Origin of the sequence: Bacillus sp. FJAT-14266, assembly GCF_001719225.1 — a bacterium.
In the GTDB taxonomy this organism is placed as follows: Bacteria; Bacillota; Bacilli; order Bacillales; family Bacillaceae; genus Bacillus; species Bacillus subtilis.
This window is the reverse complement of record NZ_CP017072.1, coordinates 1963488-1976048: the sequence shown is the minus strand read 5'-3', so window position 1 is coordinate 1976048 and position 12561 is coordinate 1963488. Positions and strand designations below refer to the sequence as shown.

The 12561-nt window shown below is 44.8% G+C and carries 15 protein-coding genes; all 15 read right to left on the bottom strand.

Going from position 1 to position 12561, the window contains the following annotated elements:
• Positions 1 to 18 precede the first annotated feature (18 nt).
• Positions 19 to 1338, bottom strand: a complete 1320-nt coding sequence (lysA, locus tag BGM23_RS10440; protein ID WP_004398851.1) for a diaminopimelate decarboxylase — start codon at positions 1336 to 1338, stop codon at positions 19 to 21.
• 105 nt (positions 1339 to 1443) lie between these two features.
• Complete coding sequence (gene spoVAF, locus BGM23_RS10435; RefSeq protein WP_003230471.1) at positions 1444 to 2925, bottom strand: spore germination protein SpoVAF; 1482 nt, start codon at positions 2923 to 2925, stop codon at positions 1444 to 1446.
• Entirely contained in the window at positions 2876 to 3487 is a 612-nt protein-coding gene (gene spoVAEA, locus BGM23_RS10430) for a stage V sporulation protein SpoVABEA (protein ID WP_003230469.1), read from the bottom strand. Before spoVAEA ends, spoVAF begins: the two co-directional genes overlap by 50 nt.
• 7 nt (positions 3488 to 3494) lie before the next feature.
• Positions 3495 to 3845: a stage V sporulation protein AE gene (gene spoVAE / locus BGM23_RS10425; protein WP_003230467.1), complete on the bottom strand. Its 351-nt coding sequence runs from the start codon at positions 3843 to 3845 to the stop codon at positions 3495 to 3497.
• 1 nt (position 3846) lies between these two features.
• Positions 3847 to 4863 carry a stage V sporulation protein AD gene (spoVAD, locus tag BGM23_RS10420; RefSeq protein WP_003230465.1) on the bottom strand — a complete coding sequence of 339 codons (1017 nt, stop codon included), beginning with the start codon at positions 4861 to 4863 and terminating at the stop codon, positions 3847 to 3849.
• Positions 4864 to 4875: 12 nt separating this feature from the next.
• On the bottom strand, positions 4876 to 5328 hold the full coding sequence (spoVAC, locus tag BGM23_RS10415) for a stage V sporulation protein AC (protein ID WP_029726751.1): 453 nt from the start codon (positions 5326 to 5328) through the stop codon (positions 4876 to 4878).
• Positions 5329 to 5340: 12 nt separating this feature from the next.
• Entirely contained in the window at positions 5341 to 5766 is a 426-nt protein-coding gene (spoVAB, locus tag BGM23_RS10410) for a stage V sporulation protein SpoVAB (protein WP_003230463.1), read from the bottom strand.
• Positions 5756 to 6376, bottom strand: coding sequence for a stage V sporulation protein SpoVAA (gene spoVAA, locus BGM23_RS10405; RefSeq protein ID WP_015714205.1), 621 nt, complete (start codon positions 6374 to 6376; stop codon positions 5756 to 5758). Before spoVAA ends, spoVAB begins: the two co-directional genes overlap by 11 nt.
• Positions 6377 to 6502: 126 nt before the next feature.
• Positions 6503 to 7270 (bottom strand): RNA polymerase sporulation sigma factor SigF, encoded by a 768-nt coding sequence (sigF, locus tag BGM23_RS10400; protein WP_003230458.1) that lies wholly within the window; start codon positions 7268 to 7270, stop codon positions 6503 to 6505.
• An 11-nt stretch (positions 7271 to 7281) separates the two neighbouring features.
• A complete protein-coding gene (gene spoIIAB, locus BGM23_RS10395) occupies positions 7282 to 7722 on the bottom strand; it encodes an anti-sigma F factor (RefSeq protein WP_003230452.1) in 441 nt (146 codons plus the stop codon).
• The gene (gene spoIIAA / locus BGM23_RS10390) at positions 7719 to 8072 is read right to left on the bottom strand and encodes an anti-sigma F factor antagonist (protein WP_004398633.1); all 354 of its coding nucleotides are present in this window, start codon (positions 8070 to 8072) and stop codon (positions 7719 to 7721) included. Before spoIIAA ends, spoIIAB begins: the two co-directional genes overlap by 4 nt.
• A 95-nt stretch (positions 8073 to 8167) precedes the next feature.
• Complete coding sequence (dacF, locus tag BGM23_RS10385) at positions 8168 to 9337, bottom strand: D-alanyl-D-alanine carboxypeptidase DacF (RefSeq protein ID WP_004398637.1); 1170 nt, start codon at positions 9335 to 9337, stop codon at positions 8168 to 8170.
• A gap of 154 nt (positions 9338 to 9491) precedes the next feature.
• Positions 9492 to 10307 carry a purine nucleoside phosphorylase I, inosine and guanosine-specific gene (locus BGM23_RS10380; protein ID WP_017695927.1) on the bottom strand — a complete coding sequence of 272 codons (816 nt, stop codon included), beginning with the start codon at positions 10305 to 10307 and terminating at the stop codon, positions 9492 to 9494.
• A gap of 12 nt (positions 10308 to 10319) precedes the next feature.
• Positions 10320 to 11504 carry a phosphopentomutase gene (deoB, locus tag BGM23_RS10375; protein ID WP_015251776.1) on the bottom strand — a complete coding sequence of 395 codons (1185 nt, stop codon included), beginning with the start codon at positions 11502 to 11504 and terminating at the stop codon, positions 10320 to 10322.
• Positions 11505 to 11664: 160 nt separating this feature from the next.
• Positions 11665 to 12555, bottom strand: a complete 891-nt coding sequence (gene xerD, locus BGM23_RS10370) for a site-specific tyrosine recombinase XerD (RefSeq protein WP_004398985.1) — start codon at positions 12553 to 12555, stop codon at positions 11665 to 11667.
• Positions 12556 to 12561 lie beyond the last annotated feature (6 nt).

Here is a 12561-nt window from a genome sequence, read left to right as displayed (position 1 = left end):
AAAAATCGGCGCTTTCTTTTATTGCTTTACACCCGTTTTAAATGGCAGATCAAGTTTTACAATATCTTCGTATGTTTCTCGCTTCACGACTAAATGAGCCTCACCGTTTTCGACAAATACAACGGCGGGTCTCGGAATACGGTTATAATTGTTGGCCATGCTGTATCCATAAGCGCCTGTACAAAAAACGGCAAGAAGATCGCCTTCTTTTACTTCCGGCAGGTCAATATCCCAAATCAGCATATCTCCGCTTTCACAGCACTTTCCGGCAATTGATACCGTTTTGTCATGCGCTTCTCCGATCCTGTTGGCTGCCGCAGCTTCATATTTAGCTTGGTAAAGCGCAGGACGAATATTGTCGTTCATGCCTCCGTCTACAGCCACATATTGGCGGACACCCGGCACTTCTTTTTGAGAGCCAACCGTATAAAGAGTTGTGCCTGCGTCTCCCACGAGAGAACGGCCCGGTTCGATCCAAATTTCCGGGATGTCAAAACCGTAACGGGAAGCATTTTCTTTCACAGCTTCGATAATTTTTTCAACGTATTCAGTGGCATGAAGCGGTTCATCATCTTCCGTATAACGAATGCCGAAACCTCCTCCAAGATTCAGCACCTTGGATACAAATGAATATGAATCTCTCCATTCGTCTAGTTTTTTGAAGATTTTTTCCGCTGCTAACACAAAACCGGCCGTATCAAAGATTTGCGAGCCGATATGGCAATGGACACCCAGCAGCTGAATGTGTTCCGATTGTAATACTTGTTCAATGGCCCGTTCAGTTTGTCCGTTATGAAGATCGAAACCAAACTTTGAATCTTCCTGGCCCGTTGTAATGTAGTCATGCGTATGCGCTTCTACTCCGGGCGTGATCCGAAGAAGAACATCGATGGAGTGACCCGTTTCTTTACATAGGTCTTCAAGAAGCGCGATTTCATAGAAATTATCCACCACAATGCAGCCGATGCGGTGCTCAAGCGCCATCCGCAGTTCTTCCCTGCTCTTATTGTTTCCATGAAAGTGGATGCGTTCTGCCGGAAAGCCTGCTGCAACAGCCGTATATAGCTCTCCTCCGGATACGACATCTAAAGAAAGTCCCTCTTCCTCAGCGAGCTGAATCATTGCGACTGATGAGAATGCTTTGCTCGCATATGCCACCTGTGCTTTCAGCCCTGCAGAAATAAACGCCTGCTTAAAGCTTTTAGCACGCTCACGTATTAAAGCCACATCATATACGTAAAGAGGTGTACCATATTTCTCCGCTAAATAGAGAGCATCCACACCTCCGATTTCTAAATGACCATGTTGATTTTGTCTGCTTGTGCCGTGTAAGAACAATGTCATTCCCTCTTTCTCCGCTTATGGATGAAAGGACAGTTTTATGGACTGTCCCTTCATAATTAAGACATACATTATCATACTCTTCAGTCAGTTTCAATGCGATTATGAATTGGTAGGCTGCCTTAAGCGATTTTTGGGGTGAACGATGCTGGGTCTTACTTTTGCGCCAGGTTTCGCTGTGCGGACAAGAACCTGCCACAGCGCCTTTCCGTTAAAGGGAATCAGCGGCCATAAGTACGGTGTCTGAAGGGATTTGATGCTTGCCATGGCAATAATTAGCACTGTAAATCCGATGACGAGCCCTTTTATATGAAATAAAGCAACGAGTATCATGAGGACAAGACGGCTCATTTTGTTTGCCAAGCTTAATTCATAACTAGGCGTCGTAAAGGTTCCAATCGCCGCAAGTGAGACGTACAGAATCACCTCAGGAGAAAAAAGGCCGACCTCAATCGCAATCTGCCCGATCAGAACAGCGGCAATTAAACCCATTGCTGTCGATAAAGCCGTCGGTGTGTGAATGGCAGCCATTCTGAGAAACTCGATTCCTAAGTCAGCTAAAAATATCTGCAGGATGATCGGGATATGCGTATCTTTATTTAAACCGATAAATTTCATGTTGTCCGGGAGCAGATCAGGCTGAAGCACAAAGAGAAACCAGATCGGAAGAAATAAAGTAGAAGCAAGAATACCGAAAAATCTTACCCATCTTAAAAAGGTCCCGACTGAAGGCGCCTGCCTATATTCTTCAGCATGCTGCACATGGTGAAATAAAGTCGTCGGGGTAATGATCACACTCGGCGATGTGTCCACTATAATGATAACATGGCCTTCTAGAACATGATTTGCGGCCACATCCGGTCTTTCTGTATAGCGCACGAGCGGAAAAGGATTATAGCTTTGATTAACAATGAATTCCTCGACAGTTTTGTCTGCCATTGTTAATCCATCGACATCAATGGATGCAATTTCTTTTTCTACGATCTCAACCAGATCCGGATCAGCTATATCTTCTATATAACAAATGCTTAAATCCGTCTTTGACCGCTCACCAACTTTAGTCATCTTGACTCGAAGGCGTTCGTCTCTGATCCGCCTTCTGAGAAGGGCCGTATTGACGACGATATTTTCAACAAATCCGTCTCTGGCTCCCCTGACCACCTTTTCCGTATCAGGTTCTTCCGGGTTTCTGCCCGGATAGCTTCTGACATCAATTATAAATGCGAAGCCTGCACCTTCAACAATGACAGCGACGAGCCCGGACAGCACTTGGTCGGTGGTTTCATCCAAGGTTTTTACTTTTTCGACCTGGGCGTTAAGCAGCCTGTTTTCGACGATGTCGACCAGCTCATCAGGGTCTTCTTTCCGATTGTTAATGGCAACAAGCTCTCTCATTAAATGAATAATATAGGCTGTATCGCATAATCCATTTAGATAGTAAAGCTGGATCTCTTTATCTAAAATCGTGAGCTTGCGAACACCTACATCATAGCTCGTCCCCATCCCAACACGGTTTTTGAAATACTCTTCATTTTTAGCTGGATTCCGATAAACCCGAATTTTCTCTTCCTTGTGGTCCGGCATGATACCCGCTCCTTTCTAAAATAAACTCGACCGCTTTCATGGTGATTGGCGACCCTTTTGAGATATCGTCTTTTCTGCCCATTTTGCCGATATCCCCGATACCGACAATAAGCGGGAGATCAAGTTTATCAAGGCAATAGACTGTATCTCCACTCATTCTGTGGTCATCAAATTCCCTTTCCCCGACTTTATCGACGCCGTATTCAGTTATTTCTCCATTGCGGTCAATGCTTACATCGACCCTGGTCCATTCAGCCTGATGTGTTTTTGACGCGACCGCAATCACACCGAGCACTTCAATAGACGGATGGGTTGCGACATAGGTTAGAGCGGCTTCTCCCGGGCCCTCTCCTTGAAGGCCGGAGTCGTCAAACATGACAAATACAGGATCATACGGTGCTGAGGCGATCAGCTTGACAAGCTCGGCGCCGCTGCGGGTGGAAGGATTCCCTTTTGATTGTGAAATACATCGGCCTCCCACTTTGCTTGCGGCGTATTCAATTGTTTTAGCGGCATAAACATCCCCGTCTGTTACCAGTATGACCTTGCGTTTTGTCGTCATGTCGGCATTATCCTTTCGGTTTGAAAATAACAGCTACGATAAAGGCGAAAAGAATAGCGGCTGAGATACCGGCCGAGGTCAGCTCAAAAATCCCCATGCCGATTCCGATAAATCCGTGTATATGCGCCTGATGCATGGCGCCGTGCAGAAGACTGTGACCGAAGCTGACGATCGGAACGGTGGCGCCTCCTCCGGCAAATTCAATAAATTTATCGTAAATGCCGAAACCATCTAATATTGCACCGATTACAACAAATGATGTCATGACATGAGCTGGCGTCAATTTAAAAATATCCAAGAGCAGCTGGCCGACGATACAGATGGCCCCGCCGCAGACAAAAGCCAAAAGGTAGTCCATATTAAGATGCACCTCCTGCACGCTCAAATACAACCCCGTGGGCGATAGTCGGGATGGTTTCTTTTTGCTGGATCATCGTCGGGCTTAATAGCGCCCCGGTCGCCACGACAAATACACGGTTTAGTTTTCCTTCTCTCAGCTGCTTAAAAATATGAGAGTAGGTGACAACCGCTGAACAAGCACAGCCGCTCCCCCCGGCAAAGACCTGCTGATCCGGAGTGTAAATCAGAAGCCCGCAATCATCATGCTTTGTGCCGACTGGATATCCATCTTCTTTTAAAATGTCTTTTACGATTGGAGAACCGACGCCTGACAGGTCACCTGTCAGGATTAGATCATAGTCATCCGCTGTCCGGTTGAGATCTTTAAAGTGCTGCTTAATCGTATCAGCTGCAGCCGGAGCCATAGCCGATCCCATATCAAAAGGATCTGTAATTCCTAAATCAGAAACCTTCCCGACAGTCGCACTTGTGATTTGGATATCACCCGGTGTCTGACTGATGACAACTGCACCGCTTCCGGTTACAGTGGAGGTAGCAGTGTCCGGTTTTTGGCCTCCGTATTCTGTCGGATAGCGAAACTGTCTTTCCGCAGTTGCATTGTGACTGCTAGTGGCAGCGAGTGCCCTTTTGGCAAACCCGCCATCAACTAAGGCTGATGCGACAGCCACTGTTTCCATTGATGTTGAACAGGCGCCAAACATACAAAGAAATGGGATTTTCAAGTGTCTTGCGACATAGTTAGCCGTCACGTTTTGGTTCAGCAAGTCGCCTGCCAGCAATAGGTCAATATCATCTTTTGTCAGATTGTTTTTTTGAAGTGCAACATTAACAGCGTCTTCCATCAGCTGCCGTTCCGCCATTTCCCAGCTTTTTTGATTACAATGCATTTCGTCATAGGTTTTATCAAATAAAGAGCCGAGCGGTCCGTCTTTTTCCTTTGGTCCTGCTGCCGTTCCCGCTGAGTTGACAAATATGGGATGTTCAAATACCCAGGTTTGCTTTCCTGTTAATTTCATTTTCTTCTCCTCCTATGACATCAGTTTCTCAAAAGCAAACCGAATCATTCCAACGATGTATGCAGCTACAACTCCGAAAACAATAACATTTCCTGCCAGTTTAAACATATTTGTCGCTACTCCAAGCACTAATCCTTCACTTTTATATTCAAGAGCCGCGCTTGCCATACTGTTGGCAAAACCTGTGACAGGTACGGCTGAACCTGCGCCTGCGAATTGTCCGATTCTGTCATAGATGCCAAGCCCTGTAAGCAGGGCAGAGATTAATATCAGCGTTGCAGCTGTTGGATTCCCCGCAGTTTTTTCATTGAAATCAAAAAAATGGATATAAAAATTTTGCAGACCTTGCCCGATTGCACAAATCAGTCCGCCCACTAAAAAGGCTTTTACACAGTTCCAGACGTAAGGCGGCTTAGGCTGATATGTTTTCACTTTTGATTTGTAATTTTCTTTTATGTTTGTCATCTTGAAACCTCCTTATGAATGGTCAATAAAGTACAGCCAGTGAAATAAAGATCCCGCGATTTTCCCAATCACGATGGCCATTAACAGAATAATGATTTTACTTCTGAGCCCGATTCGTTTCGCCAAAATCGGCAGGACATTTAAAACCTCTGTAAGAGCAGCCGCTAGCATCCCGACGAACAAACCTGCCAGAAGCCCGACCGGCACAGCTATCCATTTTGTTAGATAAAGATGATTCATATGAAGCGTCTCCCATCCCCCGCAAACCGCGCCAAGAATAACAGCCGCTTCATAAGCCTGAACAAATCTCATTGTTTTGGTGAGCTGCATCAGCCGCGGAATGATTCCCATTACGGTTAAAAAAGCAACGAAACCCGCCCCCACCGTTATGCCTCCGCCGAGCCCGACAAAAATAATGAACAATACACTAACGATCATGCAGATCCTTTATGGTTTCTTGATTCTCATGCATGGCCACATATTGATCGAGATCAAGCTGATAGTTAAACATCTCAACCTCCAGCGGGCTGGGCTCTTCATTTAGGCGCTTTTTAAATATGTGGTTAAAAAACACGATCATCCCCAGTCCCAAACCGATGCTGTATGGGATTTGAAGCAAATATGGATAGTCATTCCTCTCTCCGGTTATGATTTCATATAGTGCGATATGAACATCTCTCATGCTTACATCCTCATGAAAGTTCATGATGGCAAGACACGATCCAATAAACAGAAGCAGCCAGACACCGATAAATAGAACCGTTGATAAATTTCGCTTTCGATATTGAATTTCAACAATGGTTTCTGCTCCGCCTACGGTTTGAACATCAAGTGTCGGATCTTGTAAATGAATGGCTCTGAGGACTTGTATGATATCCAGAATTACGATATTTTTATCTTTTTCGCTCACCTGATAAAGCGGCATAGCCGAAAGTTTCTTTTTCAGCTGAAGCTGCCCTTCTATTTGCGCGGCATCTCCAACGGTAATAATATCCCCTGGATGTGCCAGCACCCGGTGGCGAAGCCGGATAAATATTCGTCGTTCCATCATTGATCACCATCTTTCGGTGGTTATATATGTAGTATGTGGTTCGATTTTGTTCTCATTCATCCGCTCGAAAAGACCATAAATTACCACGCTTTTGCACACAAAAAAGCTAGCCTGCACTGCAGACTAGCCATCCGTATGATCCATTTGAACCTTGATCTGTTTTAATATTTTCTTTTCAAGCCTGGAAACCTGCACCTGAGAGATCCCGAGCCGCTCAGCCACCTCGGACTGTGTCTGGTCTTTATAATATCTGAGATAGACGATTAGTTTTTCCCTTTCCTCCAAATCGCTGATTGCTTCTTTCAGCGCAATTTTGTCAAACCATTTTTCTTCTGAGTTGTCAGCGATTTGATCAAGCAGGGTAATCGGATCTCCGTCATTTTCATAAACGGTTTCGTGAATCGAAGATGGAGCCCTTACCGCCTCTTGGGCCAGTACAACATCCTCAGCTTCAATCTCCAAATGGTCAGCGATCTCCTGCACTGTCGGCACTCTGCCCAGTGTTTTCGAAAGCTCATCCTTCGCGCGCCGGATTTTGTTTCCAAGCTCTTTTAATGACCTTGATACCTTTACGGTTCCGTCATCACGGATAAATCGTTGGATTTCTCCGATAATCATCGGCACTGCATACGTTGAAAAACGCACATCATAGGTTAAATCAAATTTGTCAACAGATTTTAACAGCCCGATGCAGCCGATCTGGAAGAGATCGTCAGGCTCGTATCCTCTGTTTAAAAACCGCTGTACGACAGACCAAACAAGACGCATGTTTTTTTCTATGAGGAGGTCTCTTGCCTGCTGGTCGCCATTTTGGCTTTGTTTGATTAATTCCTTTACTTCATGATCCTTCAGCTGAGCGTTTTTGCCGTTTTTCTTAACCTCCACATCCATAACAAATCTCCTTAATTACAAAGCGCTTTGCTTTTTGATAAGTGCTTTGTTAAGCGAATCGTTGTTCCCATTTCAGGCGATGAATCGATACTGACATCATCCATGAAATTTTCCATAATGGTAAAGCCCATTCCAGAGCGCTCAAGCTCAGGCTTAGTCGTAAATAGAGGCTGACGGGCTTCTTCAAGATCTGTAATGCCTAAGCCTTCATCACGAATAGTCATATATACGACATGATCTTCCAGCGTCACTGAAATGTAAACTTTCCCTTCACAGTTCTCTTCATATCCATGGATAATCGCATTCGTGACAGCCTCTGACACGACTGTTTTGATTTCAGTCAGTTCATCCATTGTCGGGTCCAGCTGAGCTATAAATGATGCAACTGTCACACGGGCGAACGATTCATTCTGACTGAGGGCAGAAAACTCAAGGTGCATTTCATTTTTCATGATGCCACCCCCAGTGTCAGGAGTGCCTGCTGTTCAGATTGTTCAAATCGGATAATTTTAAACAGACCCGACATATCAAACAATCGCTTCACCGCAGGAGAGATAGCGCAAACGACCATTTCCCCGCCAATTTGCTTAATTTGCTTGTATCTTCCTAAAATAACGCCAAGCCCCGAGCTGTCCATAAAGGAAAGGTCCTCCAAGTTCAGCACGATATGGCGAATATCATCCTTCTCCAATGATTGAGTCACTTTTTGCTTCAGGGTTTCAGCCGTATGGTGATCGAGTTCGCCTGTTAATCGAATACAAAGCACAGATTCTTTGACATTCATGTCAATTCCAAGGCTCATGCTCATTCCTCCTTGATATGATCGGATAATGAGTGTTTCGATTTCGACGGAATGAATTCCTTCACCGTGACAAAACTAGTGGTCATTCGGCATAATTACTTAAATTTTGTCCAGTCTCCCATCGTCCGCTTCAAGAATGTGATAAACCCGGCTTTCTTCATATCTTCTTTTGCAGCAACAGGACTTTCAGCGAGTACTTCTCCATCCTTTTTCAGAACAAGAGTGCCAAGCTCTTGGCCTTTTTGAATCGGAGCACTAATATTGTCCTTCATCTTGATTTCTTTTTTCACATCGTTCATATCCTCGCCTTTTTTCGTCAATATTGAAATCGGCTCAGATGTAGTGAGTTCGATAAATTTTTGTTTCCCTTTTTTGACCTTTACTTTTGCTACTGTTTGATTTCGTTTATATAAAGGATGCGTTTCATATTGGCTAAAGGCGAAGTCAAGCATTTTTGTCACTTGCGCGTTTCTTTCTTTAGGCGTGCTCGCTCCGAATACAACCGCTATGGCCCGCATGTTTCCTTTTTTTGCCGAAGCAGTCAGACAATATTTCGCTTCGCCTGTATAGCCTGTTTTTACGCCGTCTACACCAGGATAAAATTTGATAAGGCGATTTGTATTCACAAGCCAAAACTTTTTATCTGTATTTTCACGAAGGTAATCTTCATACGTGCCGGTAAACTTCGTAATTGATTCGTATTTCAATAATTCCTTAGCCATGATTGCCATGTCATAAGCAGAGCTGTAATGTCCTTCCTCGGTCAATCCGGTCGGGTTTTTGAAGGATGTATTTTTCAATCCCAGCTCTTTTGCTTTTTTGTTCATTTTCTTCACAAATTCTTCTTCCGAGCCGGAAATAAATTCAGCCATGGCGACGGAAGCGTCATTTCCCGAAGCGATTGCGATGCCTTTCAGCATTTCTTTGACAGTCATTTCTTCGCCGGGCTCAAGGAAGATCTGTGAGCCGCCCATTGACGCCGCATGCTCGCTTGTACGGACCTTATCACTCATTTTGATTTTGCCTTTATCTAAAGCTTCCATAATCAAAAGCATCGTCATAATTTTCGTCATGCTTGCAGGCGCCAGTCTCTCATTGCTGTTCTTGTTGTAAAGCACTTTTCCTGTGTCACGTTCTATCAGCACCGCAGACTTCGCTTCATGAGCAAGCTCCGATGTACGTTTTCCGTCTTGTTTTGCAAATGCAGACGGTGCAAATGTAAGCAGCATTATACCAATCAACAAAGTGGATAAAAGACGTTTCATCTCAAAAGCCCTCCATTTCATAATCCTTTTTATTTTTTCCAAGCGGGATGGTTTTATACGCCACTGATGGAAAATGTTTCGAATTTTGGGCATAAAAAAAGACAGCTGTGTGATATCAGACACAGCTGTCTTTTGGTCCTGCATTGATTCATTTTTATTCGTACTGAGCGACGATCGCTTTAACAAACTTTAAGAATCCAGCTTTTACTTTTTCGGTCACTTCCATAACTTCATCGTGACTTAAAGGCTGATCCAGAATTCCGGCTGCCGCGTTAGAGATGCAGGAAATGCCAAGAACCCGCATTCCCGCATGATTCGCTACAATGACTTCCGGAACAGTAGACATGCCGACTGCATCAGAGCCCATCGTTCTTAAGAACCGGACTTCTGCCGGTGTTTCGTAAGAAGGTCCTGTCACTGCAGTGTACACGCCTTTTTGAATTGGGATATTAAGGTCTTTCGCAATCTTTTCAGCCAGGCTGGACAGATCTTTGTCATAGGCTGAAGACATATCTGGAAATCTGGCGCCGAAATCTGCTTCGTTTGGCCCGATTAACGGGTTTGTTCCCATAAAGTTGATATGATCGGTAATAATCATTAAGTCTCCCGCACGGAATTCAGTGTTGACACCGCCTGCGGCATTTGTCACGATCAACGCTTCCACACCGAGCGCTTTCATCACGCGTACAGGGAATGTGACTTTCTCCATTGAGTAGCCTTCATAAAAATGAAAGCGGCCCTGCATTGCAATGACGGAAACTCCTTCAAGAGTGCCAAGCACAAGCTGTCCGGCATGCCCTTCAACAGTAGATACCGGGAATTCAGGTATATCTTCATATTTCAGCTTGACCGGATTTTCAATTTCGTCCGCCAAAATGCCAAGACCTGAGCCTAAAATAAGGCCGATCTTCGGAGATTCCGGCAGGTTTTGTTTAATAAAAGCGGCTGCGCGTTCAATTCTGTCCTTCAAGAAACAGTCCCCCTATTGTAATAAAGATAAAAAGCTTTTCCCGTATTTCGGTTTATTCGTTTGGAAATTATCAGCGATCGTTGCACCGATATCAGCAAATGTATCTGCAAGCGGCAGCATTTGCGCTTTCTTATGTTTTTTGCTGTAAGCGAGAATCGGCACATACTCGCGTGTATGGTCAGTCCCATGATGAATCGGATCATTGCCGTGGTCGGCTGTAATAATTAACAGATCGTCTTCTCTCATTTTTTCAAACACTTCCGGAAGCCGCGCATCAAATTCTTCAAGCGCGCGTCCGTAGCCTTCAGGGTCACGGCGGTGTCCGAATAACGCGTCAAAATCAACAAGGTTCGCAAAGCTCAGACCCGTAAAGTCTTCTCCCAGCGTATCGATCACCTTGTCCATTCCGTCCATATTAGAAACCGTTCTGCGTGAAGAAGTAATGCCTTCTCCGTCGTAAATATCAGAGATTTTTCCGATTGAAATCACATCTAAGCCGCTGTCTTTCAATTCATTCATGACAGTGCGATCAAACGGCTTCAGCGCATAATCATGGCGGTTTGGCGTCCGTTTGAATTGACCCGGCTCTCCGACGAACGGCCGTGCAATAATGCGGCCAACCATATATTTCGGATCAAGCGTTAGCTCTCTCGCCGTTTCGCAAATGCGATACAGCTCCTCAAGCGGCACAACCTCTTCGTGAGCGGCAATTTGCAGAACAGAGTCAGCAGACGTGTAAACAATTAAAGCCCCTGTCTCCATGTGCTCCTGACCAAGCTCATCCAAAATCGCTGTGCCGGAAGCCGGCTTGTTTCCAATAATTTTGCGGCCAGATCTCTTTTCCAGCTCTTGAAGCAATTCATCAGGAAAGCCTTCCGGGAACACTTTAAATGGTTTATCAATGTATAAACCCATAATCTCCCAATGGCCGGTCATCGTATCTTTTCCGTTTGACGCTTCTTGCATTTTTCCATAATACGCAAGCGGATGTTCTGTTTTTTCTACACCTTTGATATCTTCGATAAGACCAAGGCCGAGCTTTGCCATATTCGGCATATGTAATCCGTTCATATGCTCGGCAATATGACCGAGCGTATGAGCGCCTTCGTCATTAAAGTCAGCGGCATCCGGCGCTTCGCCGATTCCGACTGAGTCCATCACAATTAAAAACACACGATTATATTTGTATGCAGGCATCTTGAAAGCCTCCTTTTTTTCTATACGTCTATTGTATCGCTAAGAGGTCTGACAACTCAAGTATAAACCGTTTTCATTCCCGTTGACAATGTATTTGGAAATAATGAGAAACTTCAATATTTTCTGTCGCTCTAAACAAAAAAGCCGCAGCCACCTGCGGCTATGCTCGCGGATGAAACTGCTTGTACACATCCTTCAGCCTTGTTTTCGTCACATGCGTATAAATTTGCGTCGTGGATATATCCGCATGACCGAGCATTTCCTGCACCGCTCTTAAATCTGCCCCGTTCTCAAGCAGATGCGTCGCAAAGGAATGCCTAAGCGTATGCGGAGTCAGCTCTTTCTTAATGCCGGCTTCCAACGCGATTTTTTTCAGGTTCTTCCAAAATCCCTGGCGGCTGATCTGTTTGCCGTGATGATTTAAAAAGAGGGCGTCAGACACATTGTTCTTTAACAGTTTTCCCCTGGCTTTTGTCATATATTCCTCAATGGCGGAAGCGGCGGCTTCACCAATTGGCACAATCCGTTCTTTTCTTCCTTTGCCAAAGCATCGGATAAACCCCATAGATAAATGAACATCTGCCGTTTTCAACTCAATCATTTCACTGACTCGTATGCCTGTCGCATAAAGCAGCTCCAGCATTGCTTTATCCCGATAGCCGAATGGGCTCGTCAGCTTAGGCGTGTCCAATAATCGCTCGACTTCATTGAGTGCGAGCACCTTCGGAAGCGCCCGTTCCGTCTTTTGTGTTTCGATATGAACGGAAGGGTCCTTATCCGTTACTTTTTCCCTGAGCAGAAATTGATGAAAAGAGCGAATGGATGCCAAATGCCGCGCCGATGTCTTGCCGGATTTCCCCGAGTCCTTCAAATGCTTTAAATATTGGATAATATGTATGCGGGTAACGTGATTCCAATCTGTAACATGAAGGGTTTCTGTTAAGTAGAGAGAATAGCTTTTCAAGTCACGTTCATAGGATACGATCGTATTTTGAGAGAGCCCTCTCTCTACCATAACGTAGTGGATGAAATCCTTTATTTGATCTTTCACTCTTGA